Annotated in this window: 26 protein-coding genes; 14 read left to right on the forward strand and 12 right to left on the reverse strand. The window is 61.2% G+C overall.

Annotated features, from left to right (window positions below):
- Window positions 1-35: 35 nt before the first annotated feature.
- Window positions 36-1,145: a 2-aminoethylphosphonate--pyruvate transaminase gene (locus GNF76_RS24190; RefSeq protein ID WP_155585602.1), complete on the reverse strand. Its 1,110-nt coding sequence runs from the start codon at window positions 1,143-1,145 to the stop codon at window positions 36-38.
- Window positions 1,146-1,258: 113 nt separating this feature from the next.
- On the opposite strand from GNF76_RS24190, the gene GNF76_RS24195 reads away from it, so the two are divergent.
- The gene (locus GNF76_RS24195) at window positions 1,259-2,131 is read left to right on the forward strand and encodes a LysR substrate-binding domain-containing protein (RefSeq protein ID WP_155585603.1); all 873 of its coding nucleotides are present in this window, start codon (window positions 1,259-1,261) and stop codon (window positions 2,129-2,131) included.
- A gap of 94 nt (window positions 2,132-2,225) precedes the next feature.
- Here the strand turns inward: GNF76_RS24195 and GNF76_RS24200 are convergent, their stop codons facing one another.
- The gene (locus GNF76_RS24200) at window positions 2,226-3,098 is read right to left on the reverse strand and encodes a LysR substrate-binding domain-containing protein (RefSeq protein WP_155585604.1); all 873 of its coding nucleotides are present in this window, start codon (window positions 3,096-3,098) and stop codon (window positions 2,226-2,228) included.
- Between the two features lie 267 nt (window positions 3,099-3,365).
- Here GNF76_RS24200 and GNF76_RS24205 point away from each other — a divergent pair, with 267 nt between their 5' ends.
- Both GNF76_RS24205 and GNF76_RS24210 read left to right on the forward strand, forming a co-directional pair.
- Complete coding sequence (locus GNF76_RS24205; RefSeq protein ID WP_155585605.1) at window positions 3,366-4,691, forward strand: MFS transporter; 1,326 nt, start codon at window positions 3,366-3,368, stop codon at window positions 4,689-4,691.
- 116 nt (window positions 4,692-4,807) lie between these two features.
- Window positions 4,808-5,515: a YebC/PmpR family DNA-binding transcriptional regulator gene (locus GNF76_RS24210; RefSeq protein ID WP_155585606.1), complete on the forward strand. Its 708-nt coding sequence runs from the start codon at window positions 4,808-4,810 to the stop codon at window positions 5,513-5,515.
- A 60-nt stretch (window positions 5,516-5,575) separates the two neighbouring features.
- Here the strand turns inward: GNF76_RS24210 and GNF76_RS24215 are convergent, their stop codons facing one another.
- Window positions 5,576-6,889, reverse strand: coding sequence for a leucine-rich repeat-containing protein kinase family protein (locus GNF76_RS24215; RefSeq protein WP_155585607.1), 1,314 nt, complete (start codon window positions 6,887-6,889; stop codon window positions 5,576-5,578).
- A 40-nt stretch (window positions 6,890-6,929) separates the two neighbouring features.
- A complete protein-coding gene (gene zapE, locus GNF76_RS24220) occupies window positions 6,930-8,066 on the reverse strand; it encodes a cell division protein ZapE (RefSeq protein WP_155585608.1) in 1,137 nt (378 codons plus the stop codon).
- A 247-nt stretch (window positions 8,067-8,313) separates the two neighbouring features.
- Here zapE and GNF76_RS24225 point away from each other — a divergent pair, with 247 nt between their 5' ends.
- The 7 genes from GNF76_RS24225 to GNF76_RS24255 are packed head-to-tail and all read left to right on the forward strand — an operon-like array spanning window position 8,314 to window position 14,664.
- Window positions 8,314-8,817: a Csu type fimbrial protein gene (locus tag GNF76_RS24225; protein ID WP_425502861.1), complete on the forward strand. Its 504-nt coding sequence runs from the start codon at window positions 8,314-8,316 to the stop codon at window positions 8,815-8,817.
- Window positions 8,811-9,350, forward strand: coding sequence for a Csu type fimbrial protein (locus GNF76_RS24230; protein WP_155585609.1), 540 nt, complete (start codon window positions 8,811-8,813; stop codon window positions 9,348-9,350). The genes GNF76_RS24225 and GNF76_RS24230 overlap by 7 nt, the downstream gene beginning before the upstream one ends.
- Before the next feature lie 17 nt (window positions 9,351-9,367).
- A complete protein-coding gene (locus GNF76_RS24235; RefSeq protein WP_155585610.1) occupies window positions 9,368-9,904 on the forward strand; it encodes a Csu type fimbrial protein in 537 nt (178 codons plus the stop codon).
- A 4-nt stretch (window positions 9,905-9,908) separates the two neighbouring features.
- Complete coding sequence (locus GNF76_RS24240; RefSeq protein WP_425502859.1) at window positions 9,909-10,409, forward strand: Csu type fimbrial protein; 501 nt, start codon at window positions 9,909-9,911, stop codon at window positions 10,407-10,409.
- 26 nt (window positions 10,410-10,435) lie between these two features.
- On the forward strand, window positions 10,436-11,221 hold the full coding sequence (locus GNF76_RS24245) for a fimbrial biogenesis chaperone (protein ID WP_155585611.1): 786 nt from the start codon (window positions 10,436-10,438) through the stop codon (window positions 11,219-11,221).
- 48 nt (window positions 11,222-11,269) lie between these two features.
- Entirely contained in the window at window positions 11,270-13,663 is a 2,394-nt protein-coding gene (locus GNF76_RS24250; RefSeq protein ID WP_155585612.1) for a fimbria/pilus outer membrane usher protein, read from the forward strand.
- Between the two features lie 17 nt (window positions 13,664-13,680).
- Entirely contained in the window at window positions 13,681-14,664 is a 984-nt protein-coding gene (locus tag GNF76_RS24255; protein ID WP_178123537.1) for a Csu type fimbrial protein, read from the forward strand.
- On the opposite strand, the gene GNF76_RS24260 is transcribed toward GNF76_RS24255, so the two are convergent.
- A complete protein-coding gene (locus GNF76_RS24260) occupies window positions 14,661-15,410 on the reverse strand; it encodes an anti-sigma factor family protein (protein WP_155585613.1) in 750 nt (249 codons plus the stop codon). The two genes, GNF76_RS24255 and GNF76_RS24260, sit on opposite strands and share 4 nt — an antisense overlap.
- Complete coding sequence (locus GNF76_RS24265; RefSeq protein WP_155585614.1) at window positions 15,407-15,913, reverse strand: sigma-70 family RNA polymerase sigma factor; 507 nt, start codon at window positions 15,911-15,913, stop codon at window positions 15,407-15,409. The genes GNF76_RS24260 and GNF76_RS24265 overlap by 4 nt, the downstream gene beginning before the upstream one ends.
- A 168-nt stretch (window positions 15,914-16,081) precedes the next feature.
- Between GNF76_RS24265 and GNF76_RS24270 the strand changes: the two genes are divergently transcribed.
- Together GNF76_RS24270 and GNF76_RS24275 are read left to right on the forward strand one after the other, a co-directional pair.
- Window positions 16,082-17,164, forward strand: coding sequence for a catalase family peroxidase (locus GNF76_RS24270; RefSeq protein ID WP_155585615.1), 1,083 nt, complete (start codon window positions 16,082-16,084; stop codon window positions 17,162-17,164).
- Window positions 17,161-17,700: a cytochrome b gene (locus tag GNF76_RS24275; RefSeq protein ID WP_155585616.1), complete on the forward strand. Its 540-nt coding sequence runs from the start codon at window positions 17,161-17,163 to the stop codon at window positions 17,698-17,700. Before GNF76_RS24270 ends, GNF76_RS24275 begins: the two co-directional genes overlap by 4 nt.
- Before the next feature lie 3 nt (window positions 17,701-17,703).
- Here GNF76_RS24275 and GNF76_RS24280 read toward each other — a convergent pair whose 3' ends face one another.
- The gene (locus GNF76_RS24280) at window positions 17,704-18,903 is read right to left on the reverse strand and encodes an MFS transporter (protein WP_155585617.1); all 1,200 of its coding nucleotides are present in this window, start codon (window positions 18,901-18,903) and stop codon (window positions 17,704-17,706) included.
- A gap of 99 nt (window positions 18,904-19,002) precedes the next feature.
- Here GNF76_RS24280 and GNF76_RS24285 point away from each other — a divergent pair, with 99 nt between their 5' ends.
- Entirely contained in the window at window positions 19,003-19,476 is a 474-nt protein-coding gene (locus tag GNF76_RS24285; RefSeq protein ID WP_155585618.1) for a winged helix-turn-helix transcriptional regulator, read from the forward strand.
- Here GNF76_RS24285 and GNF76_RS24290 read toward each other — a convergent pair.
- Window positions 19,473-20,624, reverse strand: coding sequence for a M14 family metallopeptidase (locus tag GNF76_RS24290; protein WP_155585619.1), 1,152 nt, complete (start codon window positions 20,622-20,624; stop codon window positions 19,473-19,475). The two genes, GNF76_RS24285 and GNF76_RS24290, sit on opposite strands and share 4 nt — an antisense overlap.
- A 481-nt stretch (window positions 20,625-21,105) precedes the next feature.
- Window positions 21,106-21,453, reverse strand: coding sequence for a DUF6124 family protein (locus GNF76_RS24295; RefSeq protein ID WP_155585620.1), 348 nt, complete (start codon window positions 21,451-21,453; stop codon window positions 21,106-21,108).
- 129 nt (window positions 21,454-21,582) lie between these two features.
- Here GNF76_RS24295 and GNF76_RS24300 point away from each other — a divergent pair, with 129 nt between their 5' ends.
- Window positions 21,583-22,230 carry a LexA family protein gene (locus tag GNF76_RS24300; protein WP_155585621.1) on the forward strand — a complete coding sequence of 216 codons (648 nt, stop codon included), beginning with the start codon at window positions 21,583-21,585 and terminating at the stop codon, window positions 22,228-22,230.
- Here GNF76_RS24300 and GNF76_RS24305 read toward each other — a convergent pair.
- Genes GNF76_RS24305 through GNF76_RS24315 form a run of 3 tightly spaced genes read right to left on the reverse strand, consistent with a single transcriptional unit; the run spans window position 22,227 to window position 26,595 of the window.
- Entirely contained in the window at window positions 22,227-24,170 is a 1,944-nt protein-coding gene (locus tag GNF76_RS24305; RefSeq protein WP_155585622.1) for an acetyl/propionyl/methylcrotonyl-CoA carboxylase subunit alpha, read from the reverse strand. The two genes, GNF76_RS24300 and GNF76_RS24305, sit on opposite strands and share 4 nt — an antisense overlap.
- Window positions 24,167-24,973 carry a gamma-carboxygeranoyl-CoA hydratase gene (locus GNF76_RS24310; RefSeq protein ID WP_155585623.1) on the reverse strand — a complete coding sequence of 269 codons (807 nt, stop codon included), beginning with the start codon at window positions 24,971-24,973 and terminating at the stop codon, window positions 24,167-24,169. The genes GNF76_RS24305 and GNF76_RS24310 overlap by 4 nt, the downstream gene beginning before the upstream one ends.
- A 14-nt stretch (window positions 24,974-24,987) precedes the next feature.
- Window positions 24,988-26,595, reverse strand: coding sequence for a carboxyl transferase domain-containing protein (locus GNF76_RS24315; protein WP_155585624.1), 1,608 nt, complete (start codon window positions 26,593-26,595; stop codon window positions 24,988-24,990).
- Between the last annotated feature and the right edge of the window lie 6 nt (window positions 26,596-26,601).

Consider the following 26,601-nt stretch of genomic DNA (forward strand, 5'->3'; position numbering starts at 1 on the left):
GTTCAAAAAGGGGTTTGTGAGGGGCATATGGGCCGTCAGATTTCGAGTACTTGCATCTCTTGCAGCACTTCGGCGACCGCCGCAACCGCTGCTTGCATTTCGACCTGGTTGACGTAGCCGATGCAGCCGACACGGAAGGTCTCGACCTGGGTCAATTTGCCCGGATAGAGGATGAAACCCTTGGCCTTGACCCGCTCATAGAACTCCTTGAACTGGTAGCGCGGGTCTTTGGGCGCGTGGAAGGTGACGATGATCGGCGCCTGGATCGCGGCCGGCAGGAAGCTGCGCAGACCCAGTTCGGCCATGCCGTCCAGCAGTGCCTGGCAATTATTGGCATAGCGTTGATGCCGGGCGGGCAGGCCGCCTTCTTCGTTGTATTGCAGCAAGGCTTCGTGCAGCGCGGCGACCACGTGGGTCGGCGGGGTAAAGCGCCATTGGCCGGTCTTGGCCATGTAGGCGTGCTGGTCGAACAGGTCCATCGCCAGGGAGTGGCAGTTGCCTTGGGCTGCGGCCAGTGCCTGTTTTTCGGCGAAGACGAAGCCCATGCCGGGTACGCCTTCAAGGCATTTACCTGAGGCGGCGATGAGCGCATCGAACGGCACCTCGCGGGCATCAATCGGCAGTGCGCCGAAGGAACTCATGGCGTCGATGATCAAGCGCTTGCCGTGGCGGGCGATGACTTGGGCGATCTCGGGCAGCGGGTTGAGAATCCCGGTGCTGGTTTCGCAATGGATCAGCGCGACGTGAGTGATGCCGGTGTCGGCTTGCAGCAGGCGATCCACGTCAGCGGCGGTGGTAGGTTCGTCTTCGGCGGTTTCAAAGGTGCTGAACGGGCGGCCCAGCACTTCGCAAATCTTCGCCAGGCGTTTGCCATAAGCGCCGTTGATCAACACCAGCACCTTGCCGTCTCGCGGTACCAGTGTGCCGATGGCGGCTTCCACGGCAAAGGTGCCGCTGCCTTGCAATGGCACGCAATGGTGGCTGCCAGCGCCATTGACGATGGCCAGCAGTTGCTCGCAGAGGCTGGCGGTCAGTTGATTGAAGCTGTCATCCCATGAACCCCAGTCGACCATCATTGCCTGGCGGGTGCGGGCTGAGGTGGTCAAAGGACCGGGGGTGAGCAGGATCGGCGCGGCAGTACTCATTCTTATGTCCTCGCAAAACGTTTGGGATGAAGCTACGGGGCATAAATTGCAGTTTGGCTTGTCATCAATCAAATTGTTTGTTGTTATGCCAGCCATCAGTGAGGCCGATAGCTATGAACCTGTTTCAACTCCGTGCATTTGACGCCGTGGCCCGTGAAGGCAGTTTCACCCGTGCCGCCGCGCGGCTGTTCATCAGCCAGCCGGCAGTCACCGGGCATATCAAGGCGCTGGAAGAGCATTACCAGATCCCGTTGTTGCGGCGTACCGCCCGGCGGGTGGAGTTGACCGAGGAGGGCACCCGGTTGGCGGCGATCACCCGGGCGATCTTCGGCCTGGTGGAAGAAGCGCAGACAATGCTGGAGGCCAACCGGCAGTTGCTCACCGGACGCCTGGAAGTGGCGGCGGACGGGCCGCACCTGGTCATGCCGATGCTGGCCAGCCTGCGTGCCCGTTATCCGGGGATTACCGTCAACTTGCGCTTGGGCAACGCTCAGGAAACCCTGGCGGCGCTGTTGTCTGAACATGCTGACGTGGCGGTGCTGACGGAAGTCGAGCCGCGCAAGGGCTTGCACCTGCAACCCTTGATTGAATCACGGATCTGCGCACTGGTGCCGGCCGGGCATCCCTGGTTGGCTGAGCCTGCGGGGATTGGCCTGGAGCAGCTGGATCAGGTGATCATGGTGCTGCGCGAGCCGAGCTCCATCACTCGGCGCACTTTTGACGAAGCCTGCTTGCAGGCCGGAGTACAGCCCAAGGTGCTGCTGGAATTGGACAGTCGTGAGGCGGTGACGGAAGCCGTCGCCGCAGAGCTGGGTGTGGGCGTGGTGTCCTCGATGGAAGTCAGCCGCGACCCGCGGGTGCATGCAATTCCGATCCGTGGCGATGGGTTGGTGAATCGGCATGTGGTGGGCTGCATGGAACGGCGTCGGGAGTTGCGCTTGATTCAGGCGTTTTTCGAGTTGGCGCCGGGGGCAGATGTTGGCTGAACATCTGGTTGGCCTCATCGCGGGCAAGCCCGCTCCCACATGGATAGGTGATCACCTGTGGGAGCGGGCTTGCCCGCGATGAGGCCCTTGAAATTCAGCGAAGACTTTCCCGCACGATATCGAGAAACGTCGCCACCACCCGCCGCGAACTCTGCTCCTTCAAGCACACCAGCGTTTCCTTCATCCGTTGGCTACAGTCACGAATCGGCATGGCATACACCCGCGAATCCGCACCAAACTCTGCCGCCGATACCACGCCCACACCAATCCCCACCACCACCGCCTCTCGCGCCGCTTCCCGGCCCTCCACCTGGATCGCCGGACGAATGCGCAGCCCGGCCTGGCGCATTTCCTGTTCCAGGGTCTGACGGGTCACCGAGCCGATTTCACGCAAGACCAACGGCGTATCGTCCAGATCTGCCAGACAGATCGACTCGCGCCCGGCCCATGGGTGATTGCGCGCAACAAACGCCATGAGTTGATCGTCGGGCAGCGGCAGTGACAGCAGCCGTTCATCGTTGACGTCACGCCCCAACAACGCCAGGTCGGCTTGGTAGTTGTACAGCCGAAACAGCGACTCATCGGTGTTGCCGGTTTCGATCTTGACGCTGATGCCCGGGTATCGCTGGCAGAAGAGCGCGATTTGCGGCAGTACATGCACGGGGGCGTCCACCGCCAGGGTCAGGGTGCCGGTTTGCAGGGCGCGGGAGTCTTGCAGCAGCTCTTCGGCTTCGGCCGCGATCACAAACAGGCGTTGGGTGATGCTCAGCAGCCGCTCTCCCAGGTCGGTCAACTTGACCGAACGTTTGTTGCGGTGAAACAGCAGCACGCCAAAACGTTCTTCCAGCTTGCGCACCTGGTCAGAAATCGCCGGCTGCGTCAGGAACAGGCGCTCGGCCGCCTGGGTAAAACTGCCGTGGACGGCGACGGCATGGAAGGCTTTGAGTTGGGCATGGGACACCGACATCACGAATCCTCTTACAAGCTCAGCTTATATTTGAAATACGATAAATCGATTTTACCTATTAGTCAGCCATTGCTTTGATAGCCCCCAGTCGCCGTAGGTTGAGTCCTACAACTTCGGCGGCCATGGGTCTTTTGCGTGCTTATCAGCAGGACTCATCTGACCAGTACCGCCCCGGTCAGGGGGCGGCTACTGCAGTGCTCAACAATAAAAATACAGGCGTTTGTTTTCCATTCTGCCGGCACACTCACACCCGAGGTCAGAACCACCATGAATACTCCTATGAGTAGCATCAAGCGTTGGCGCGTGCAGATTTTCGCCATCACCTGGCTGGCGTACGCCGCCTTCTATTTCACCCGTAAAGCGTTTTCCGTGGCCAAGTTGGGGATCGTCGACGACCCGAGCTTCCCGCTGGACAAGATGATGATGGCCAACCTGGATGGCATTTACCTGGCCGCGTATGCCGTTGGCCAATTCACCTGGGGCATGCTGGCCGACCGTTTCGGGCCGCGGGTGGTGGTGCTGGGCGGGCTGTTGATTTCTGCGGCGGCGGCCCTGGTCATGGGCACCTTTGCCACGTTGCCGATCTTTGTGACGTGCATGTTGATTCAGGGGCTGGCGCAATCTACCGGCTGGTCAGGGCTGTGCAAGAACCTCGGCAGTTTTTTCCCAGCGCAGCAACGTGGACGGGTGCTGGGGTTGTGGAGTTCCTGTTATGCGTTCGGCGGTCTGGTGGCGTCGCCGTTTGCCGGGTGGTGGGCCTATACCCTGATCGGGACCTGGCATGCGGCGTTTATCTCCAGTGCGGCCGCCGTCGCCGTCGTCGCGGTGTTGTTCTTCATTTTCCAGCGCAATACGCCACAGGATGTGGGGCTGCCGGCAGTAGAAGTCGAGCCGGTACTGACGCCCGAGGAGGCGGCGGCTGCCAGGAAAATCAGCGTGATGGAGCCGCTGCGCGCCATTTTGCGCAACCGCACGGTGCTGACCCTGGGGCTGGCGTACTTCCTGTTGAAGCCGGCACGCTACGCGATCCTGCTATGGGGGCCGGTGATTGTCTTCGAACAGATGCCGTCGGTGGGCAAGGTCGGTGCGGCGATTGTGCCGACGGCATTCGAGTTGGCGGGGTTGTTGGGGCCGATCATGATCGGCGTCGCCTCCGACAAGCTGTTTGGCGCTCGACGCATGCCGGCGTGTGTCCTTAGCCTGCTGGCGTTGACCGTGGCCCTGGCATTGTTCATGGGGGCCTTGCACACCGGCAGTGTGGTGATGGTGATGGCGCTGCTGTTTGTCATGGGCTTGACCCTGTACGGGCCGGATTCGATGATCAGCAGCACCGCCGCCATTGACTTCGGCACCGCCAAAGCCGGTGCGACGGCAGCGGGCTTCGTCAACGGCTGCGGCTCGGTGGGGGCGGTGCTGGGTGGCTTGCTGCCGGGGTACTTCGACACGGTGACAGTGTTTATCGTGTTTGCAGGCGCCGCGTTGTTTTCCTCGTTGGTGTTGATGCCTTATTGGAATGCCAGGCCGGCGGTGTTGGCACAGGTGGGGGATTTTGTGCCGCAGCGCGAGGCGCCGATCAAGCCTTTGCGTATCTAGGCGGTGACAAGGCTGGCCGGTTTTTTGGTGGATTAGAGACTTTTTGCCCTATAAACTCTGCCCCCAAAGCGCCGGCCAGTAGACGTCTCGGCGCCATGGATATAAGAGAGTGAGTCATGGGCGCACAGTGGAAAGTCAAACATAAAGAAGCGGCATCCAATGCCAAGGGCAAGATTTTCGGCAAGCTGGTAAAAGAGATCACCATTGCTGCCCGCAACGGCGCCGACACCGCGACCAACGCACACTTGCGTCTGGTAGTGGAGCAGGCCAAAAAGGCCTCGATGCCCAAGGAAACCCTGGAGCGGGCCATCAAGAAAGGCGCCGGTCTGCTGGGCGAGACCGTGCAATACCATCGCGTGACCTATGAAGGCTTTGCCCCGCATCAGGTGCCGCTGATCGTCGAATGTGTGACTGACAACATCAACCGCACCGTGGCGGAAATCCGCGTGGCCTTCCGCAAAGGGCAATTGGGTGCTTCCGGCTCCGTGGCCTGGGACTTCAACCATGTGGGCCTGATCGAAGCCTCGCCAGACAGCCCGGATGCTGACCCGGAAATGGCGGCGATTGAAGCCGGTGCCCAGGATTTCGAGGAAGGTGAAGAAGAGGGCGCAACCCTGTTCATCACCGAAACGACTGACCTCGATGCGGTGCAGAAGGCATTGCCGGAGCAGGGTTTTACCGTGCTGTCCGCCAAATTGGGCTACATCGCCAAGAACCCGGTCTCGGGCTTGAGCGATGAGCAAATGGCCGAAGTCGAAGCCTTCCTTGAAGGCCTCGACAACCATGACGACGTGCAGGATATGTTCGTCGGTCTGGCGGGCTAACGCTTTGTGACGTGAACCTGGACTAAATGTGGGAGCGAGCAAGCCCGCTCCCACATGGGTTCAGTGGTGTTCTAAAGACCGGTTTACTTCCTCAAACCCCGGCCGCGCCAACACATTCGGCTGGCAGCAACGTTCGCGCAACGCTTCCAGTCGCTGGCGGTTGTCTTCGCTCAAACCGCTATCAATCCGCTCCAGCAATTCCCCCAGCAACACCCCGAACGCGCGCACTTCAATACGCTGCAAGGCTCTGGATTCGAGGCTGTCCGCCGTGGCATGGAACGATGCCGCACCAAAATCCCCCAGCAGACAATCACCGGCTTCGTTCCACAAAATATTGTGGCCGTACAGATCGCCATGGGTGATGCCGTGCTGATGCAAATGGGCGGCGACCGAGGCAATCCCGCGGGCCATGCGCAGTGCCACGTCGGCACTGAAGCGGGTGCTCGGTTCGTAGAGATCACGAGTGCACGAGGCCAGGCTCGGCAAGGCGGCCAGGTTGCGGTAGCTCGGATCGATCAACTGCATCACCAGGGCGGCCTGGTTCTCGGGATGGCCGATAACCCGCCCTTCAACCTTGATCAGGTTGGCATGCCGGCCGGCAGCGATGCAGGCCTGCATTTCGTGCAGCGGTGATCCATCGCTGGTGATGCTGCCCTTGTACAACTTGACTGCGACCGGCTGGGTTGAGCCGCTTGGCGGCGTCCAGGTCGCCTGGCGAATAATCCCGGAAGCGCCTTCGCCCAGGACGTGTTCCAGGCTGAGTTGCGACCAGGGAATGTTGGGCGTCGAGTCATCGCCGGCAAGCTCCACGGCCATCTCCACCGGATTGCCTGCGTAGGCCAGCCACGTCAGGCTGGGCAAGGCCAGCAGCCAGTCCGGCAGGTGGGTCAAACGGTTGGAAGCGATGCGGATCAGTTCCAGGTTTTTGCAGTTGGCCAGGCTTTCGGGCAGGTGCTCAAGGTGGTTGCCCGCCAGCATCAGTTTTTGCAGCAGCGGGCGTTCACCCAGCGCTGTCGGCAATTGGCTGATCTGGTTGTCGGTCAGGATAAACCAGCGCAACAGCGGCGGCAGCGACGCGGCGCTGACCGTGTGGATACGGTTGGCCTTGAACGCCACCATGCTCAACTGCTGGCATTGACCCAGGCATTCAGGGACTTCGGTAAAGGCGTTGTCCGAGCAGAACAGTACGCGCAAGTGGCGCAGGCGATACAGGTCATCCGGCAGGCTGCTCAAGGCATTGCCGCTCAGGTTGAGGATTTCCAGGGAGTCTGCCAGGTCGAAAATTTCCTGTGGGAATTCGGTCAGCCCGCAAGACAGATCCAGACGCGTGACGCCAGCCAATTGGCCGGCTTTGAGTTGGGCAAGGGTATCCATGAGCAGCGCAATCACTCGGCAATAGGGGTGTAAAAGGCGGTCATGATAGCGGCTCGAGGGGCACGAGGTCCTGTTCAAATGCGTTTGGACCGGCCTCGTGCAACTGCCCCAGCCGGCTGCGGGTGCGTGCCAGGTCGATGGCGTGGCCGCTCAAGGCTTGGTCCAGTGGCTGTTCACTCAGCAGGATCAGGTGTTTGTCCTGGTCGTACAGCACGTCGATCAGGTTGATGAAACGCTGTTGGACCGCAATCGGGCAATCGCCCAGATAGGGCAGGCCATCGATGATCCAGTGGTCAAAGTCCTCGCACAGGTGCAGGTAATCCATTACAGCCGTTGGCTGTTCGCATAAGTCGCTGAAGGTCACACCCAACGTACGCTTCTGGTGCCCGCGCACGGTTAATTGGCGGGCACCGACCGTCAGCGACAAGGGCGGCAGATCCGCAGGCGGCAAACCCAAAGCGACGCGCTGCGCCTGGCGGCCAGGCCAGACAAAACGGCCTCGGGTAAAGCGTTGTTCACCATGGGCCTGGGTCAGGCTGCGGTAGTCCTGGGGGGCGCTGACTTCCATGACGTCCATCCGGGCGCTGATCAACTCGATCACCGGCTTGAATCGCTGGTGGTACAGCGGATTGGGCAGCAGGCCGGCGGGCGGGTAATTGGAGGTCACCAACAGCAGGACGCCTCGCTGGAACAACGCCTTGAACAAACGGGCGATGAGCATCGCATCGCCAATGTCGTGGACGTGGAATTCGTCGAAGCACAACACCCGGCAGTCATCGAGCAACTCGTCCAGGGTACTGCCCAGGGCATCGCGTTGTTGGCGATGAGCGAACATGCCCCGGTGCAGGCGGGCGAAAAAGTTGTGGAAATGCACTCGGCGTTTCTGGGCGATTGGCAGTGCCTGGAAAAACCCATCCAGTAACCAGCTTTTGCCCCGCCCGACGGCGCCGTGCAGATACAGGCTGTGGGTGGGCCGGCCGGCCAGCAACTGTACGGATTGCCGGGCCATGACCGCGATGACCTGCTGTTGCCCGGGGCTGAGGGTATAACCCTGCTGGCGGGCCTTGTCCTCGAAGAACCGGTGAATAGCCGGGTCACTGTCGGCGTCGGTTTTTTTGCCCAGCAGCCGCTTGATCAAGGGCACGCGGGAGGAAGAGGTTGGCGGTAAAGCGGCCAATGCAAGTCACTCTGTGTGTCGGTGGTCGCTCACTTTAGAGCGGCAAGGGCTTTTTGACCAATAGAGAAGCGATGGGGTAGCTATCTCGAAAAGGCATGGCTTGGGCCGTCTTCTTTCGGTGTGATGGCGAGATCTCGGCAAGTCTCTGATCCGACTGGCAGATTCCCCCTGAGTGGCTAACCTCATACCCAGTAATCACCCCTGTACAAGGAGTGGGGCAGTGAAGGTACACGCAGTCTTGGCAGTCATGAGCGCGATGCTCTGCGACACGGTTTACGGCGCACAGCTTCAGGTGGAGGTGCGTATTGACGTGCAGCGTGGTTGCCAATTGGTGGGTATGACTCGCAGTACCGGTATTGAACAGCTCGGGGTCCTGGATTTTGGCAGTGGTCCGCGCCTGGATGACCCGGCAGGCCCGTTGAGTGCAGCGCTGATCAGCCAACGCCAGCCACGCCTGGAGTGCAATCCGGATACGCCTTATCAGGTGCGCGTCGATGGTGGCTTGCACGGTGGCGTGGGTGAGGTGCGTTACCTGGCCGCTGCGACCTCTTCAAGCAGCAAGCCCATTCCTTACCGTATTTACACCGACGCCGCCCGGCGAATTCCTCTGGCCGTGGATGTACCGGTCAGCGGCCGTGTACCGGATTCAGGGTCGGTTGATTTGCCACTCTACGGGCGTATCGAGCCGCTCAAGGATATTCCCCGGGTTGGGCGCTATTCCGACCTGCTCAAGGTGACGGTGACATGGTAGCCCGGTGCCTGGCCCTGGTGGCCATGGGCGGCCTGTTGTTGCTGGCGGATGACGTCCAGGCGGCGGTCAGCGGCCAGATTCATGCACGGCTGGTGATTACCGCCAGCTGCGAAGTGAGCAAAGGCACTGACAGCGCCCCGGTCAGCCCGGACGGCGGGGTGGCAGTGCTGGATTTCGGCAACCATGGCCCGACCTGGGACAGCCGCTTGAGTGCTGAGGTCAGTGATGAGGAAAAGGCCCCGTTGGCGGTGTCCTGCAACCCGTCTGTCAGCAGCTTCACCGTGACCATCGACGGTGGTGCCCATGGCGACGGCAATACCCGGCGGTTGAGCAACGGTCGGCAAACCATTCCCTATAGCCTGTCTGCCGATGCTTCCGGTCGCAATACCTACAGCATCGGCCAACAACGCAATTTCGTCGTGACCAAGGGCACACAAATACCGATTCCGGTGTTCGGTTCCGTGGTGGCGAATGCCAGAGCCTTACCGGCCGGGATCTACACAGACACCCTGACGGTGACACTGGATTGGTAAAACATGAGGAGAACACCATGCATGCACTTGTCTCGAAAGTAGGCCTTCCGTTGATGGCGCTGATGTTGGCGTCCAGCGCTCAGGCGGCAACCACCGTGACGGGGCAGATCACGTCCACCCTGATCTTGACCAACAGTTGCTTGGTCAATGGCGTGGGCGGCACCACGGGCTTGAACTTCGGTGCGCTCAATTTTGGTACCACCAACAGCCAGTTCACCACGGCCTCCGGTCAAGTGCTGGGTGGCGGTGGGGGTGCCCTGTCCATTCAGTGTTCCTCGGGCACCTCGCCGGTGATCACCGTGGGTGCCGGGTCTCATGACGGCCAGTCTACGGGCGGTACCCGGGCACTGTACGACGGCGTTGCCAATTATGTGCCGTATGACTTCTACACCGACTCCGGGCATTCGACGCTCCTGGCGATTAACGGGACGATCAACGTGGGCCCGAGCACCGGTGTGGCGCAAACCGTGAATCTCTACGGCCAAGCCGTGGGCAAGGTGGGGCTGCCGGCCGGTACTTACACCGATACGGTTGCTGTCTCGCTGACGTTCTAGGGTCATGAAGGGCGTCTGGTACACGACGGCGGCGGTGGTTATCGGCTGGGGAATGCCGTTGTCGCTGTTGGCCGTCACCAGCCAGACCTTCCAGGTCAGCGCGACCATTATCCCGGGTTGCCTGGTGGTGGGCGGCGGGTCGAACTACGGCAACCTGACCTTCGGCACTTATTCGGCGTTGTCCACCAGCACAGTGTCCGTAGCGTTGAGCGGTGGAGTGACACTGCAATGTACGCCGGGGGTCACCCTGAACATGAGCGTCGACGGTGGTTTGCATAACAGCAGCGGCAGGCACATGCAGCTCAATAGCGGCAGTGCGCTGGTGACGTATCAGCTGTTTCAGGACGCGGCACTGAGCCAGAGCCTGGGGATCAGTCAAAGTGTCAGCGTGGCTTACAGCAACGCCAACACCATCACCCTGCCGATTTACGGCCGGGTGCAGTTACCGGGTAACCAGCCTGGGGGGACGTACAGCGACACGCTGCAGGTGCAGCTGTCGTGGTAAGGCGATTGGCATAAGGAGTGGGGTCTATGTATTCAGCTTCCCGGCGGTTATGGGTTGCGGGTTTTATCGCACTGGTGGCGTTGGGTGTGGGAAAGGTTCAGGCCGCCAGCTCCGTGCTGATCTGGCCGATTGATCCGGTGTTGGAAGCGGATCAACAGGCCAGCGCGTTGTGGCTGGAAAACCGTGGCACCGAGACGGCCAACCTGCAAATCCGTGTGTTTGCCTGGAGCCAGAGCGGGTTTGATGATCAATACCAGAACCAGCGCGACGTGATTGGCAGCCCGCCGGTGGCCAAGATCGAGCCGGGGCAGAAGCAACTGATACGCCTGACCCGCACCCGGGAAGTGCCACCAGGCCAGGAGCTGGCCTATCGGATCATCATCGATGAAATTCCTTCGGCGACGCCGGTTGCGCCCCCGGCCGATGGCAAGACGGCGGCTGCCATCCGCTTTCAGATGCGCTATTCGGTGCCCTTGTTCGCCTATGGTCCAGGACTGTGGAGCAAGGACGACAGCACCCGCCAGCGGGATCCGAAAGGTGCGGGCAAGCCCGATCTGAGCTGGAAAAAGGTCACGGTCGCCGGGCGCAACTATGTGGAAATGCGCAATCAGGGCGCCGTGCATGCTCGCCTGACCGACGCCGCATTCAAGCAGGGTGGCCAGCCTCGGCCCCTGGTGGACGGTTTGCTGGGATATGTGTTGCCGGGCGCGACCATGCGCTGGCCGATCCCGGATGCAGTAGCGGCTGACCAGCCTTTGCAGGTCCGGATCAACGGGGCAACAACCGTGGAGAACATTGCGCCGGGGCGGTAACGCTGCGGCCTGGGACATGATGCAGGAGCAGTCCCTGGTTTCAATAGGATGGAGATGTCCAGTGAAGGACACAAAGCCTTGCTGAGCCATGATCGGGCTCGTTATCTGTGGCGTTCGGTGTTGGTGGTGTGTGGTCTGTGTAGCCTGGTATTTGCGCCTCTGAGCGTGGCTGCCGCATTGCCGCCGCCCCCCGGCAATATGGAGGCTGTTGCCGATGCACAGTTGTTTTTGGGACTGGTGGTCAACCAACTCGACACCGGCCGGGTGGTCGCCGTCAATCAGCGTGCCGGGCGGATGTTTCTGCCCGCGGCCACCTTGCGTGATGTGGGCATGAAACTGCCTGCTGGTACGAGCGAAGAGGTCGCCCTCGACAACTTGCCTGGCCTGCACAGCGACTACGACAGCCAGGGCCAGCGCTTGCTGGTGGATGTGCCGCCGGCCTGGTTGCCGGACCAGTTCATCGGCAACCGCAACAACTATCCGCGCACCCAGGCGATGACCAGTTTTGGTGCCTTGCTCAACTATGACGCCTACCTCAACGACACCGACGACAGCGGCACCTACCTGGCCGTGTGGAACGAAGTCCGGCTGTTTGACACCTGGGGCACGCTGTCCAACACCGGCCAATACCGCAGCACCATTGGCTCTCAGGTGGAAGGCAGCACCCTGAACAATGGCTACCGGCGTTATGACACCACCTGGCGCTTCTCCGACGATGAGCGCCTGCTGACTTACGAGGCCGGCGACGTGATCAGCGGCGCATTGCCCTGGAGCAGTTCGGTGCGTCTGGGGGGCGTGCAACTGTCCCGGGATTTTGCCGTGCGCCCGGACCTGGTGACTTACCCCTTGCCACAGTTCGCCGGTGAGGCTGCTGTGCCGTCGTCGGTGGACCTGTTTATCAACGGCTATAAATCCAGCAGCGCCGACCTGCAGCCCGGGCCCTACACCCTGACCAATATTCCGTTTATCAACGGGGCGGGCGAAGCGGTGGTGGTCACTACGGATGCGCTGGGTCGGCAGGTCTCAACCACCGTGCCGTTCTACGTCACCAGTACGTTGCTGCAAAAAGGCTTGTCGGATTTTTCGGTGGCCGCCGGTAATTTGCGTCGGGATTACACCGTGAAGGATTTTGGCTACGGGCCTGGTGTGGCCAGTGGCAGCTTTCGTTACGGGCTATCGGATACCTTCACCCTGGAAAGCCATGCCGAAGCGTCCAACTCCCTGACCCTGGGCGGGCTGGGCGGCAACCTGCGGCTGGGCAACTTTGGTGTGCTCAACACGGCTATCAGTCAAAGCCAGTTCGAGGGCGAGAAAGGCCAGCAACTGAGCCTGGGCTACCAGTACAGCAGCCAGCGCTACAGCCTGTCGTACCAGCGGGTGCAGCGCCGTGACCAATACGCCGACCTGACGCTGGTCGACACGCCGTACGCCAGCCTCAGCAAGCGCAGTGAACAGGTGACCTTGAGCCTGAACCTGGACAGCTACGGCAGCATCGGCGCCGGCTATTTTGATGTGCAGGCAGCCGATGATTCACGCACACGGCTGCTGAACCTGACCTGGAGTAAACAGCTGTGGCACAACACCAGTTTCTACCTGTCCGCCAACCGCGAGATCGGCGACAGCAACTGGGCCATGCAGGCACAACTGGTGATCCCCTTCGACATGTACGGCAGCCTGAGCCTGAGCAACGAGCGTAGCCAGGCCGGGGAAAATCGTCAGCGGGTCAACTACAGCCGTGCGGTCCCCACCGACGGCGGCGTGGGCTACAACCTCGGCTACGCCCATGGCGACGGCCCGGCCTATCGTCAGGCCGACCTGACCTGGCGCTTGCAGTCGGTGCAACTGCAGGCCGGCGTGTATGGCAGTAGCAACGCACAAACCCGTTGGGCGGACGCCAGCGGTTCGCTGGTGTGGATGGACAAGCAAGTCTTCGCGGCCAATCGGGTCAATGACGCCTTCGTGGTGGTCAGTACCGATGGTTTTGCCGGCGTGCCGGTGCTCTACGAGAACCAGAAAGTGGGGGAAACCGACCGTAACGGGCATTTACTGGTGCCCTGGAGCAGCGCCTATTACCGCGCCAAGTATGAAATCGATCCGTTGAACCTGCCGTCCAACGTACAAACCCCGCAGGTTGAACAACGTGTTGCGGTTCGTCGGGGCAGTGGCTATGTGCTGGAGTTTCCAGTGCGCCGAGTCATTGCAGCGAGCATTACGCTGGTGGATGCCCAGCACCAGGACCTGCCGCTGGGCAGCCTGGTGCAGCATGAGCAAAGCGGTGCGCAGGCGGTGGTGGGCTGGGATGGCCTGGTCTATCTGGAGGGCCTGGCAGCGCACAACACGTTGCGGGTGACCGTGGGAGAAGGTCATACCTGCCAGGCGACGTTCGATCTGGATATCCAGCAGGAGCAGGTGCCGCTGATTGGCCCGCTGGTTTGTCAATAAAGTGAAGGAGTGTGGACGTGCGGTTCAAGCAAGGGTTGTATTCACTGGCGGTGCTGGCAAGCCTGGGTTTTGCGACACAGGTACAGGCGGCCTGCTCGGTGGTGTCGACCGTTCCGGCGAGCTTCGGCTCGGTGAGTTCGATGACAGTGCGCACCGCCGCCCAGGCCAGCTCGACCACCAACGCCGGCCTGAGCTGCGGGCCCACGCTGATCTCGTTGCTGGCGGCCAGCGATCACTTCTACGCGACGATTACCTCGGCCACCAGCGGCATGGTTGGCCCCACGGGGGATGTTATTGGCTACACGATTTACGCCAATAACAGCACCAGTTACCCGATCACGCGTGGGGCCCAGTTTGACTTTGCCAGCAACAACATTGCCCAAAGCCTGGGGCTGGTCTCCGGGCCAGGCAACAAGACTGTACCGATCTACCTGAGCAGCATTACCGGCAGTAACGTTGCCGCCGGGGTCTACAGCGAGACGTTGAGTATCTTCTGGAACTGGAACTATTGCGCGGCGCTGGGGATTGGCTCGCTTTGCATATTGCGGGATACCGGTACCGGCACCGCCAGCCTGACTGTCAGCATGACCGTGACCAACGACTGCCAGATCACCGCGCCCAATATCAGCTTTGGCAGCGCGCCGGTGGTCAGTGGCTTTGCTGCTGTCACCGGCCAGACCATCAACATCGCCTGTACCAAGGGCAGTGCCTACACCGTGGGCTTGAGTGACGGCCAGAACCCCGTCAGCGTGGGTGGGCGGCGGCAGATGATCTCCGGCAGCAACCTGCTGGCGTATGACATCTTCAAAAGCGCCACGACTACGCGTTGGGGCAGTGTGTCGACGGCGCGCCGCGCCAGCTCTACCGCCGAGGTCAATCCGGGCAATGGCCTGGGTACCGGTAGCCAGGTTTTCAACTACAACGCCAAGATCTACACCGACCAGAACACCCCGCCGGGGGGAACCTATATCGACAATGTGGTGCTGGACGTGGGTTTCTAGAACCCCACCGTCTGTTTCAGCATCTGGGTGACCGGCTCGTCTGACGGGCTGACCATCGCATAGTTATAACCGTCGCCGGACCAGTATTCGGCCTGTAGCCCATCGGCACTGCTGCTGCCACGGGGCAGCAGCTTGTTCTGCGGTCCCGGTGGCCGGATGTAGAAGCTGATGCGTTGGCCCTGTTGATCTTCATACAGCACCATGGCCGCTGCGCCTTGATCGGTGGTAAGCAGGCGTGCGCTGACCGCCTTGAAACCGGCCTGGCTCAAATCCGGCAGGCGACGGGCCTGGGTGAAGTAGCGGTCGAGCCAGGCTTGCATGTCGCCGTTACCTTGCACGTTGTAGTCGGCGGGCAAGATGCCGTCCTGGGCGAACATGCGGTAGGCCTGCATGGCATCTGTCATCGGAAGCACTGTGTTCAGGGTCATCTGCCGTGCCTGCCAGCCGCCCAGGCCGCCGATGCTGACGGCAATCAGCAGCACGGCGGCAGTCGCGAAGTGGCGGCGCGACTGGCGCTTGATCCGCTGGCGAATCAAGGCCGGGTCCAGGTCGGGGTTGGCGGGTTGTTGCAGCGCACCGCTTAACGACGCGCGTAGGTGTTGTGCATCCTGCTGCCAGGCCTGGACCTGGGCCGCCACATCGGGATGGGCCGCCAGCCAGGTCTCGAGCAGGTGCCGATCGGACTCCAGCAGTTGGTGATCGACGTAGGCGTGCAAATCGCGTTCGCTGGGGGGCAGGCTGATCATTTGAGTATCCGCAGGGAAGGGCTGGTGATTTCGCCGTCGCTGAGTTGGCGCAAGGCCTGGCGCGCGCGGGACAGGCGAGACATCACGGTGCCGATAGGCACTTCGAGGATGTCGGCGACTTCTTTGTAGCTCAGGCCTTCGACCGACACCCAGAGCAGCAGGGCGCGCTGCTCGGTACTCAGTTGATCGAAGGCTTGCAGGGTCGATTGAGCCATGACGGTGCGTTCCACCGAGGGCTGGGTGTCGTCTCGGCCGGTGAAGAACTCCAGCATGCTTGTATAGCGCCGGGAGCGGCGGTGGGCGTCGAGGAACTGCCGGTAGAGGATCGAGAACAGCCAGGCCCGCAGGTCGCCTTCAGGGCGCTTGTCGGCCCAACGGACGATTGCACGTTCGAGGCTCGCCTGCACCAGATCATCGGCGCTACTGGACTGGCGTGTCAGCGACACGGCAAAACGCCGAAGCCTGGGGATGAGTTCACGTAACTGTTCGTCGAGTTCGTGCATGGGATTCTGGCTAGTCACTACGCTGGGACTAGGAAGACGTCCGACGTCGAAGGTTATTCCAGGCCCTTAAAAATAAACAGTAGGCCGTGGAATAGAGGGAGTTGGCGTTCGTCCTAATGCTCCGACCTTATGTTTTCGCACCTGAGGCCCTTGGCCCTGGAGTTTTTCATGGTAGATCACTCATCACCGCCACGTCCCCCGCTGAGCACCGCGAGCCTGATCGTTCGGTTAGCCAGCATCGGGGTGGTGGTTGCGGTTGCGGCGGGGGCGTTTGCCTACGTCAACGGCACCCTGGACCCACAGCGGTTGCGTCCCAAGACGCTGGTCAATGCGCTGGAAACCAATAATGGCGTGCACCCGGGTTACCGGCGTAACCATTCCAAGGGTGTGTGCGTGGCGGGCTATTTCGAGAGCAGCAATGAGGCGCGCCAGTATTCCAGTGCCCAAGTGTTCAGCGAGGCGCGCACGCCAATCATCGGCCGTTTTGCCTTGCCCAGTGGCAACCCTTATGCGCCGGACAGCAGCGTGCCCTTGCGCAGTTTTGCCTTGCAGTTCAGCTTGGCCAATGGCCAGCAATGGCGTACCGGGATGAACAGCATGCCGGTGTTCCCGGTAGGCACACCCGAGGCGTTCTTCCAGATGCTCAAGGCCGGTGCGCCGGACCCGGCTACCGGCAAGCCGAACCCGGCCAGCATGCCGGCTTTCTTCGCCGCTCATCCGGAGACCGCGCCATTCCTGGCCTGGGTCAAGACCGCCAAACCGTCAGCCAGTTATGCCACCGAGACCTATAACAGCATCAATGCGTTTTATCTGGTCAATGCCAATGGCCAGCGCCAGGCCGTGCGTTGGGGGGTGGTGCCGCAGAGCCAGGATGCACCGGGCGCCACTGCGCCCCAAGGCAGTGATTTCCTGGAGAAAGACCTCGCGCAACGCCTGGTTACGGGGCCGCTGCGCTGGCAGTTGAACGTCACCCTGGCCAATCCGGGAGACCCGGTCGACGACGCCAGCAAGCCCTGGGCCGGCGAACACAAGGTGCTGAACGCCGGGACTCTGGTGCTGGAAAGCAGCCAGCCGCAACTCGATGGCGATTGCCGCGATATCAACTTTGATCCGTTGATCTTGCCGAGCGGAATTGAAGCTTCGAGTGACCCGTTGCTGGCGGCGCGTTCGGCGGCCTACGCCAGCTCCTACCTGCGTCGCACCAGTGAAGTCAGTCAGTTGCACAACGCCCCTCAGGAGTCGAAGCCATGAATGCTCAACCCCGGTATTTCGCCCCCTTGGCGCGGCTGCTGCATTGGCTGATGGCGTTGATGATCATTGCCATGTTGTTTATTGGCGCGGGCATGGCGGCGTCGGTGTCGGAGCGGCACGAATGGCTGATTCACCTGCATAAACCCTTGGGGATCGCCATTCTGGCCTTGGTGGTCGTGCGGTTGGTGGTGCGTTTTTCCACCCGTCAGCCACCATTGCCCGCTGATTTGCCGCTCTGGCAAGTGCTGGCGGCCAAGGCCTCTCATGTGCTGCTGTATGGCTTGATGTTGGTGTTGCCGCTGCTGGGTTGGGCGATGATCTCGGCGGCGGGGGACCCGGTGATGCTCAGCAGTTCCCTGCAACTGCCAGCGCTGGTGCCGGCCAATGCGCAGCTGTTTGCGGTGCTGCGCAAGGCCCATGGGCTTCTCGCCTATCTGCTGTTTCTGACGGTGCTGTTGCACCTGGCGGCGGCGTTATTTCATGGACTGATTCGCCGTGACGGCGTGTTGCAAAGCATGACTGGCACCAAGGATTGAAGCCTAACCCTGCACCGGCTGTGAGTGGGCCGCCGGTGCAGGGCCCAAGGTGGCCAGCCAGTAGATCAGCGCCAGCAGATTGATGGCTGCGCCCAGGCCACACACACCGATCCACCCTCCCCAGGCGTACATCAGCGTCGACCCGACTGACCCCAACGCGCTGCCCACCGAATAGAACAGCATGTAGCCCGCCGCCAGCCTGCTCTGGGCTTCGGGGCGCACGCTGTAGATCAGGCTCTGGCTGGTGACGTGGACGGCTTGCAGGCCCAGATCAAAGGTAATCACCCCGAGCAACAGCGCCCACAAAGACGATTGGGTAAAACCGATCGCCAGCCAGGACACCAGCATCAGGATCAACGCTCCGCCGCTGGTCCACTGTGCAAAGCCGCGGTCGGCCAGATGCCCGGCGCGGGCGGCACCGAGGGCACCGGCGGCGCCGGCGAGTCCGAACAAGCCGATTTGTGTGTGGGACAGCGACAGCGGCGGGGCGCTCAAGGGCAGCACCAGTGGCGTCCACAACACCGTGCCGGCGGCGAAAATCAGCAAGGCCAGGACCGCGCGATCGCGCAGTACTTTTTCTTGCTTGAACAGGCTGAACACTGAACGGATCAGTTGGGTATAGGAGTGGGTGGCTCGCGGCGGCTCGGCCTCAGGCAGGACCCGCCAGAGCAACAGCGCCATCAGTAAGGTCAACCCCGCCGACAGCAGGTACACCGAGCGCCAACCCGCCAGGTCGGCCATGGCGCCCGATACCGTACGCGCCAGCAGCAGACCCACCACGATGCCGCTGGTGACCAGGCCCACCACATGCCCACGTTGTTCTGGCCGTGCCAGGTTGGCAGCAAAGGCCACCAGGGTTTGCGTGACCACCGCCAGCAGGCCGGTCAACGCCATGCCGGCCAGCAACAAGAAGCTGTTGGAAGAGAACGCCACCAGCAATACGGCCAAGGTCGACAGCAGCAACTGGCCGACGATCAAGCGTCGACGGTTGAGCAGGTCGCCCAGAGGCACCAGCAGCACCAGGCCTACGCCATAGCCAACCTGGGTCAGGGTAATGACGCTGCCGACAGTGGCGTGGTCCAGGGCAAAAGTGTCGGCCATGGCGTCCAGCAAGGGTTGGGCATAGTAGACATTGGCTACCGACAAGCCGCAGGCGATGGCGAACAGCAAGACCACGACGCCACTTAAGGGGGAGTTGGACATGAGTCACTACCTATGTTGGTTTCGAATTGAAACCAGTTGTACGGTAGGTATTCTGGTTTTATATTGCAACTACATTTTCTTCAGAGGCAGACAGTGTCCATGGTCAAGCTCACCCGCTTTGAAAGCGCCGAATGCCCGGTGGCGCGCTCGCTGGATGCGATTGGTGATGGTTGGTCGTTACTGATCATTCGTGATGCGTTTGACGGTCTTCGTCGCTTTGGCGAATTTCAGCGCAGCCTTGGGATGGCGAAGAACATTCTGTCTACGCGTTTGCGCAGCCTGGTGGCCCATGAGGTGCTGGAGGTCGTGCCAGCGTCGGATGGCAGTGCGTATCAGGAGTACGTGTTGACGAACAAGGGGAGGGGACTGTTCACCGTGATCATTGGCTTACGTCAGTGGGGTGAGGTTTTTTTCTACCGCGAAGGGGAAGCGCATTCGGTGATGGTTGATCGCGAGCACGGCAAACCGTTAAGGACGCTGGAGTTACGTTCGGCGGACGGTCGGCTGTTAACGCCAGAGGATTGCGAGCGGGTGCCCGCCGATCAGGCGGGCACCGTTGTTGTCGAGGATTAACGCAGTACGTTGACCATATCCGCGAGGGTACTCAATACATCCTTGCCCAACTGCATCGAGCGTTTGCCGGACCACCCCGTGTGTGCATTGGGCGCATCGTCGTTGTCCTTGAAAGGCATCTCCAGGGTCAGGGACAGGCAGTCAAATTTCTCGCCAACGCTGTTGCAGGCCAGCGTCATGTTGGCTTCGCCCGGCAGGTCACGGGTGTAGCCGTGGGCGGTCTGGAAATCCCGGGTCAGGGCGCTCAGGTGGCTGCGGAAGTGTTTTTCCAACTGTTCGATACGGGGTGTGTAGCCGGGGTTACCTTCGCAACCGGCGGTGAAGACGTACGGGATTTCCTCGTCACCGTGGATATCGAGGAACAGGTCAACGCCGTACTTTTCCATTTGCTGCTGGACGAACAGCACTTCCGGGCTGGTCTCCTGGCTTGCACTCTGCCATGCGCGGTTGAGGTCCTGGCCCATGGCGTTGGTGCGCAGGTGGCCGTGAAAAGCGCCGTCCGGGTTCATATTCGGCACCAGGTACAGGTCGGCGGCCGCCAGGAGCTTTTTCAGTTCATCGTCGCCGTCTTGTTGCAGGCGCTCGATGATGCCTTCCATGAACCACTCGGCCATGTGTTCACCGGGATGCTGCTGGGCAATGATCCAGACCTTACGCTTGGCCGTATCGCCTTTACCTCGGCGCAGCAGCTGGATATCACGGCCTTCGACACTTTTACCGGTGGCCAGCAATTGCGTGCCAGCACGACTCAGTGCCTGCTCGATCAACCCGTCGTGGCGTTCACGGCTGTAGGGCTCGAAGTAAGCGATCCAGGCCTGTTTTTCCTTGGGCTCAAGGTTGATGTGCAACGTCTCGCCATCAAAGCGTGTGGGTACGCGAAACCAGTTGATGTGGTCGTAGGATGCAACGGCGTTGTAACCACTCCAGGCGTGTTTATAGGACGACTGGCCGGCGTTGCTCAGACGGAAGGTGTGGGTGTGGCCCACGTGCATACCCTCGGCCTTGAAGTGGAACCACTGGAAATGCTGGCTGCGGGTATCGGGTTTGATGGCCAGCAGCAACTGATAGGCATCGCTGGCGTCGAGGACCTGGATGTTACCGCTGTCGAAGTCGGTGCTGATTTTGATGGAGGTCAAGGCCACGGTCATAGTCTGGTTGCCTGAATATGATTGTTGTGACGGGCATTTTACACAGGCGCGAGGGGAGGTCGGGGGGCAAATTGTTGCGGTGCAGGAAGGGGGCGTCATCCATGACGCCGCAGCAGCTTAGAATCTATGAGATTGATTCTCAAGTGCTATTTTTGAAAGATCCGGGCTAGAGCGTTCGTTTGGCTTTCTTTCGGCGATGGTCTTTTGCTACCATGCGCGCCATCAAGCAACACACAGTCTTCATTAGCCTGAAGCCATGCCAGAACAACTGGCAAAAAAAAGACCCGGCCAAAGAGCCGGGTCAAAAACCGTGATTAGCCTGATGAGGAGATATTCCAAGAGTCCGACCTAAGGTCCCTTGGTCTATCGACTGATCTCGCGATCAGCTGATGCAATAATAATCATTATCATTTGCAAGTCAAATGTTTTTATCCGTGGGATAGAAATATTTTTCCTTTGCGTCTTTGTGCGGCGTGCGCGGCTACCGATTTTCTCGGGCCGGTACGTGCAGCGATCGCTCTACCATGGCCTTCGCCATATCAATCAGATACACCACCGAAAACGCCAGGTCCCGGGTATTGCCTTGGGCGCTGTTCGCCGCCTCATAGGCCGTGGCGGCTGCACTTCGCAGCAGGTCGGAGGCGTGAACCAGGGCTTCTTCATCGCTGACATCGTTTTTGACCTCAAACAAGAGGTCATCGAGGGCCGCTCCAGTTACATCTTCTTTCAAGTAATAGTCGAGCGCACGCTGGGCAGCACCGCTGCTGCGCAGGAATAGCAGTTCATCATCGTTGGGTGTGTAGGGCAGGTGATCCGGGGGTGTCGTCATGAGGTCGGTACTCAGGGTGGGTGTCGAACGCCTGGATTGAATAATAGTACGGATCGTATTTATGTCTTTTGATTGATTACTACAAACTGTTTATTGTGGCTGTGAATACACACCGTATTGTCAGGCCCCATGGATAAATGGATAGCGTTGGTCAAAGCCAACATGAAGGACCGCAAGATCACCCAGGACCAACTGGCCGAACGCCTGGGCATGTCTCAGGGCGGCATTGGGCATTGGCTGAACAAGCGCCGCGAGCCAAGCATCGCCGACATGAATCGGGTGATGGAAGAACTCGGCTTGGGGGGGCTTGAAGTTGCCTTGGTCGTGCGCGAAAAAAACGCCGAGATGGCGGAAGACGAACTGCCGCAGACGGAGCACTACAACCCGTATTTCCGCTACCCGGTGAGCGACTGGAAAGGAGTGTGCGAGGTGCAGGAAGAACGCACGCCCTATGGCGCTGCCCGTTTCGAGTTGAGCGACTACCACGCACGGGGCGCGGCGTTCTGGTTGCGGGTGGCGGGCGATGCGATGACAGCGCCCAGCGGCCCGAGCATCAGCGAGGGCATGATGATCCTGGTGGACCCGGCGATCAAGGCTGAGCCCGGCAAACTGGTGGTCGCACAATGGGCTTTCAGTCCCCAGGCGACCTTTCGCAAATTGATGGAGGAGAGCGGTCAGCTTTACCTGGTACCGCTCAACCCGACCTACCCCAAAATGTTGTTCAGCGCTGAGTGCCGGATCATCGGAGTGGTGGTACAAGCGGTCGCGAAGTTTTAATCCGCCAGTTCCACCAATGCACTCCCCTCGGCAACCATTTCGCCTTCCTGGCAATACAGTGCCTTGACCACCCCCGCGTGGGGCGCGCGGATGCTGTGTTCCATCTTCATGGCTTCTAGCACCACCAGTTGCGCTCCAGCCTCAACCATTTGCCCGACTTCTACCAGCACCCGCACGATGCTGCCATTCATCGGAGCAGTCAGGCCGCCCTGATGAGACTGGTTGGCCTCGACGACGGCAATCGGATCAAACAGGGTGATGCTGTACATCTCGTCGCCCCAGCGCAGAAACAGCGCGTCCTGACCCCGTACGGCCAAGTGTGAGTGGCGTACGCCGTTCTGTTCGATCACCAACTGTTCTCCCCGCAGTTGGGGCCCCGGGGTTTGCAACATCACCAGGCGATCCTGACCATTGCAGCTCAAATGCAGCGACGTCTCGGCGGGCAGGCCGGAACGAAAGCCGTTGCTCGTGGCCCACGCAGAGCCCGGATCATCTTCGCGCACCTTGGCGGCTCGACTCTGCATGAAACCATGGCCTGCGGCCTGCCAGAACTCATCGCTCAATTCGCTGGCCGCCGGCAGCAGCTCATCCTGATAGCGGGGAATAAACCCGGTATCCAGTTCCGCCGCCGCAAAGGCCGGATGACCAATGATGCGCCGCAGAAAACCCAGGTTGGTCTTCAGCCCGCCGATGGCGAATTCATCCAGCATGCTCAGCAGTCGCAGCCGCGCCTGCTCGCGATCCTCACCCCAGGCAATCAGCTTGCCCAGCATCGGGTCGTAGAAGGGCGAGACGCTGTCCCCTTGCTCGACGCCGCTGTCCACGCGACGCCCCGGGCCTGGTGAGGATTCGCGGTACAACGCCAGATGCCCCGTAGCCGGCAGAAAGTCGTTGCTCGGGTCCTCGGCGTACAGCCGCACTTCAATGGCATGCCCCAGCAGCGGCACCTGTTCCTGCGTCATTGGCAGCGGCTCGCCCTGGGCGACACGAATCTGCCAGGCCACCAGGTCGAGGCCGGTAATGGCTTCGGTCACCGGGTGCTCCACCTGCAACCGGGTGTTCATTTCCATGAAGAAAAACTCACCCCGGGCATCCAGCAAGAACTCCACCGTTCCGGCGCCGACGTAACCGATAGCCTGGGCCGCACGCACAGCCGCGCTCCCCATGGCCTTGCGCTGCTCGGGGCTGAGGCCGGGTGCCGGGGCTTCCTCGACCACCTTCTGGTGGCGGCGCTGGATCGAGCAGTCGCGCTCGTTGAGGTACAGGCAATGGCCGTGCTGATCGGCAAACACCTGGATCTCCACGTGGCGTGGCTTGATCAGGTACTTCTCCACCAACATCTGCGCATTGCCAAAGGACGACAGCGCTTCACGCTGTGCCGAGGCCAGGGCTTCGGCCAGTTGGCTGACGTCCTCGACCACCTTCATGCCCTTGCCACCACCGCCGGCGGTGGCCTTGAGCAGCACCGGGTAGCCAATGCGTTCAGCGGCCTGGCGGAAGGTCTCCAGGTCCTGGGCTTCGCCGTGGTAGCCGGGCACCAGCGGGACACCAGCGGTTTCCATCAACGCCTTGGCGGCGGACTTGCTGCCCATGGCATCAATGGCCGAGGCGGGCGGGCCGAGAAAGATCAGGCCGGCAGCTTCAATGGCGCGGGCAAACCCGGCGTTCTCCGAGAGAAAGCCATAACCGGGATGAATCGCCTGGGCGCCACTGGCCTTGGCGGCCGCAATCAGTTTGTCGATTTGCAGGTAGCTGTCGGCGGCTTTGCTGCCGCCGAGGTCGACGCGGATGTCGGCCTCACGGCTGTGGCGCGCATCGCGGTCCGTGGCGCTGTGGACGGCCACAGTGGTCAAACCCATGGCCTTGGCGGTGCGCATGACCCTGCAGGCGATTTCGCCGCGATTGGCCACCAACACGGTGTTAAGAACGGGTGAACTCATGAACGCGGCTCCTGAGACTGCCAACTGGGCGCTCGTTTGTGCAAAAAGGCCCGCAGGCCTTCCTGGCCTTCGCTGCTGACACGGATGCGTGCGATGGCGTTTTCGCAATAGCGACGCAGGGCCGGAGTAAGCGCGCCATGGCCGACTTCCCGCAGCAGGTCTTTGCTGGCGCGCATGGCCGCTGGGCTGTTGAGCAACAGGTTGGCAGTCCACTGTTCCACTTGGCGATCCAGCTCGTCGGCCGGATAACTTTCCGCCAGTAGCCCGATCTCCCGCGCGCGCTGGCCGCCAAAACGTTCTGCCGTCAGGGCGTAACGCCGGGCCGCACGCTCACCGATGGCTTGGACCACAAATGGGCTGATGACTGCCGGTGCCAGGCCGATGCGCACCTCCGACAGGCAGAACTGGGCATCGTCTGTACCAATGGCCATGTCGCAGCAACTGATCAAGCCCAGAGCGCCACCATAGGCCGCGCCCTGAACCACGGCCAGGGTCGGGATCTTCAGTTTGGCGAGGTTGTACATCAGCTCTGCCAGTTCCCGGGCATCGTCCAGATTGGTGTGGTAATCCAGTTCGGCTGACTGCTGCATCCAGGCCAGGTCGGCGCCGGCGCTGAAGTGCTTGCCGCGTCCGCGCAGCACCAGGAAGCGCAGGGCCGGGTTGCCCTGGATTTGATCCAGGGCAATGATCAGCTCGCGGATCATCTCGGCGTTGAAGGCGTTGTTCTTGGCTTCGCGACTGAGCCACAAGGTGGCAAAGCCACGGGCGTCGGTCACCAGTTCCAGCGTATTGAAATCGCTCATGGGTGCAGCTCCATTTACATGCGGAACACGCCGAAGCGGCTCGGCTCGATGGGGGCATTCAGCGCGGCGGACAAGGCCAGGCTCAGTATGTCGCGGGTCTGCAACGGGTCGATGACGCCGTCGTCCCACAGGCGAGCGCTGGAGTAGTAAGGGTGGCCCTGGGTTTCGTACTGGTCGAGGATCGGCTGCTTGATGGCGGCTTCCTCTTGCGCACTGAACGGCTGGCCAGCGCGTTCGGCCTGTTCACGCTTGACCTGTACCAGTACGCCAGCGGCCTGCTCGGCGCCCATCACACCAATGCGGGCGTTGGGCCACATCCACAAGAAGCGCGGGTCATAGGCGCGGCCGCACATCCCGTAGTTACCGGCACCAAAGCTGCCGCCGATGATCACGGTAAACTTCGGCACCTTGGCACAGGCCACGGCTGTCACCAGCTTGGCACCGTGCTTGGCGATACCCCCGGCTTCGTATTTCTGGCCGACCATGAACCCGGTGATGTTTTGCAGGAACAACAGCGGAATCCCGCGCTGACAGGCCAACTCGATAAAGTGCGCACCTTTTTGCGCCGACTCGGCGAAGAGGATGCCGTTGTTGGCGAGGATCGCAATCGGGTAGCCGTGCAGGTGAGCAAAGCCGCACACCAGCGTGGTGCCGAACAGCGCCTTGAACTCATCGAATACCGAGCCGTCCACCAGCCGGGCAATGACTTCCCGTACATCGAACGGCTGCTTGGCATCTGCCGGAATCACCCCATACAGTTCTTCACGGCTGTACAACGGCGCCACGGGCACGCGTTGTTGCAACTGACCCAGTTTGCGCCAGTTGAGGTTGGACACGCTGCGCCGAGCCAATGCCAGTGCGTGTTCGTCACTGTCGGCATAGTGGTCGGCCACCCCGGAAATCTTGCAATGCACATCGGCGCCGCCCAGGTCTTCGGCACTCACCACTTCACCGGTCGCGGCCTTTACCAGCGGCGGGCCGGCGAGAAAGATGGTGGCTTGCTGGCGCACCATGATTGCTTCGTCCGCCATGGCTGGCACATAGGCGCCACCGGCGGTGCAGGAGCCCATCACCACGGCAATCTGCGGAATGCCCTGGGCGCTCATGTTGGCCTGGTTGAAGAAGATTCGTCCGAAGTGCTCGCGGTCCGGGAACACTTCATCCTGGCGCGGCAAGTTCGCGCCGCCGGAGTCCACCAGATAGATGCAGGGCAGGCGGTTCTGCTCGGCGATGGTTTGCGCGCGCAGGTGTTTTTTCACCGTCAGCGGGTAATAGGAGCCGCCTTTCACCGTGGCATCGTTGGCGACGATCATGCACTCGACGCCTTCGACCCGGCCGATCCCGGCAATCACCCCGGCTGCCGGCACATCTTCGCCATACACCTGATAGGCGGCCAGCTGGCTGAGCTCGAGGAAGGGCGAGCCAGGATCAAGCAAGCGATTGATGCGCTCGCGAGGCAACAGTTTGCCCCGCGAGGTATGACGCTCCTGGGCCTTGGCACCGCCGCCTTGCTGCACGTGGGCGAGCAGGGTGTGCAGGGCGTCGACCTGCTTGAGCATCGCCGCGCTGTTGGCGGCGAATTCCGCCGAGCGCGGGTTGAGCTGGGTATGCAGAGTGGCCATGGATCG

The sequence above is a fragment of the Pseudomonas spelaei genome (assembly GCF_009724245.1).
GTDB lineage: Bacteria > Pseudomonadota > Gammaproteobacteria > Pseudomonadales > Pseudomonadaceae > Aquipseudomonas > Aquipseudomonas spelaei.

Bases quoted from the DNA above. Each gene is read 5' to 3' on its own strand.
- GNF76_RS24190 (WP_155585602.1), bottom strand. From the start codon at position 1,145: ATGAGTACTGCCGCGCCGATCCTGCTCACCCCCGGTCCTTTGACCACC.
- GNF76_RS24195 (WP_155585603.1), top strand. From the start codon at position 1,259: ATGAACCTGTTTCAACTCCGTGCATTTGACGCCGTGGCCCGTGAAGGC.
- GNF76_RS24200 (WP_155585604.1), bottom strand. From the start codon at position 3,098: ATGTCGGTGTCCCATGCCCAACTCAAAGCCTTCCATGCCGTCGCCGTC.
- GNF76_RS24205 (WP_155585605.1), top strand. From the start codon at position 3,366: ATGAATACTCCTATGAGTAGCATCAAGCGTTGGCGCGTGCAGATTTTC.
- GNF76_RS24210 (WP_155585606.1), top strand. From the start codon at position 4,808: ATGGGCGCACAGTGGAAAGTCAAACATAAAGAAGCGGCATCCAATGCC.
- GNF76_RS24215 (WP_155585607.1), bottom strand. From the start codon at position 6,889: ATGGATACCCTTGCCCAACTCAAAGCCGGCCAATTGGCTGGCGTCACG.
- GNF76_RS24225 (WP_425502861.1), top strand. From the start codon at position 8,314: ATGAGCGCGATGCTCTGCGACACGGTTTACGGCGCACAGCTTCAGGTG.
- GNF76_RS24230 (WP_155585609.1), top strand. From the start codon at position 8,811: ATGGTAGCCCGGTGCCTGGCCCTGGTGGCCATGGGCGGCCTGTTGTTG.
- GNF76_RS24235 (WP_155585610.1), top strand. From the start codon at position 9,368: ATGCATGCACTTGTCTCGAAAGTAGGCCTTCCGTTGATGGCGCTGATG.
- GNF76_RS24240 (WP_425502859.1), top strand. From the start codon at position 9,909: ATGAAGGGCGTCTGGTACACGACGGCGGCGGTGGTTATCGGCTGGGGA.
- GNF76_RS24245 (WP_155585611.1), top strand. From the start codon at position 10,436: ATGTATTCAGCTTCCCGGCGGTTATGGGTTGCGGGTTTTATCGCACTG.
- GNF76_RS24250 (WP_155585612.1), top strand. From the start codon at position 11,270: ATGGAGATGTCCAGTGAAGGACACAAAGCCTTGCTGAGCCATGATCGG.
- GNF76_RS24260 (WP_155585613.1), bottom strand. From the start codon at position 15,410: ATGATCAGCCTGCCCCCCAGCGAACGCGATTTGCACGCCTACGTCGAT.
- GNF76_RS24265 (WP_155585614.1), bottom strand. From the start codon at position 15,913: ATGCACGAACTCGACGAACAGTTACGTGAACTCATCCCCAGGCTTCGG.
- GNF76_RS24270 (WP_155585615.1), top strand. From the start codon at position 16,082: ATGGTAGATCACTCATCACCGCCACGTCCCCCGCTGAGCACCGCGAGC.
- GNF76_RS24275 (WP_155585616.1), top strand. From the start codon at position 17,161: ATGAATGCTCAACCCCGGTATTTCGCCCCCTTGGCGCGGCTGCTGCAT.
- GNF76_RS24280 (WP_155585617.1), bottom strand. From the start codon at position 18,903: ATGTCCAACTCCCCCTTAAGTGGCGTCGTGGTCTTGCTGTTCGCCATC.
- GNF76_RS24285 (WP_155585618.1), top strand. From the start codon at position 19,003: ATGGTCAAGCTCACCCGCTTTGAAAGCGCCGAATGCCCGGTGGCGCGC.
- GNF76_RS24290 (WP_155585619.1), bottom strand. From the start codon at position 20,624: ATGACCGTGGCCTTGACCTCCATCAAAATCAGCACCGACTTCGACAGC.
- GNF76_RS24295 (WP_155585620.1), bottom strand. From the start codon at position 21,453: ATGACGACACCCCCGGATCACCTGCCCTACACACCCAACGATGATGAA.
- GNF76_RS24300 (WP_155585621.1), top strand. From the start codon at position 21,583: ATGGATAAATGGATAGCGTTGGTCAAAGCCAACATGAAGGACCGCAAG.
- GNF76_RS24305 (WP_155585622.1), bottom strand. From the start codon at position 24,170: ATGAGTTCACCCGTTCTTAACACCGTGTTGGTGGCCAATCGCGGCGAA.
- GNF76_RS24310 (WP_155585623.1), bottom strand. From the start codon at position 24,973: ATGAGCGATTTCAATACGCTGGAACTGGTGACCGACGCCCGTGGCTTT.
- GNF76_RS24315 (WP_155585624.1), bottom strand. From the start codon at position 26,595: ATGGCCACTCTGCATACCCAGCTCAACCCGCGCTCGGCGGAATTCGCC.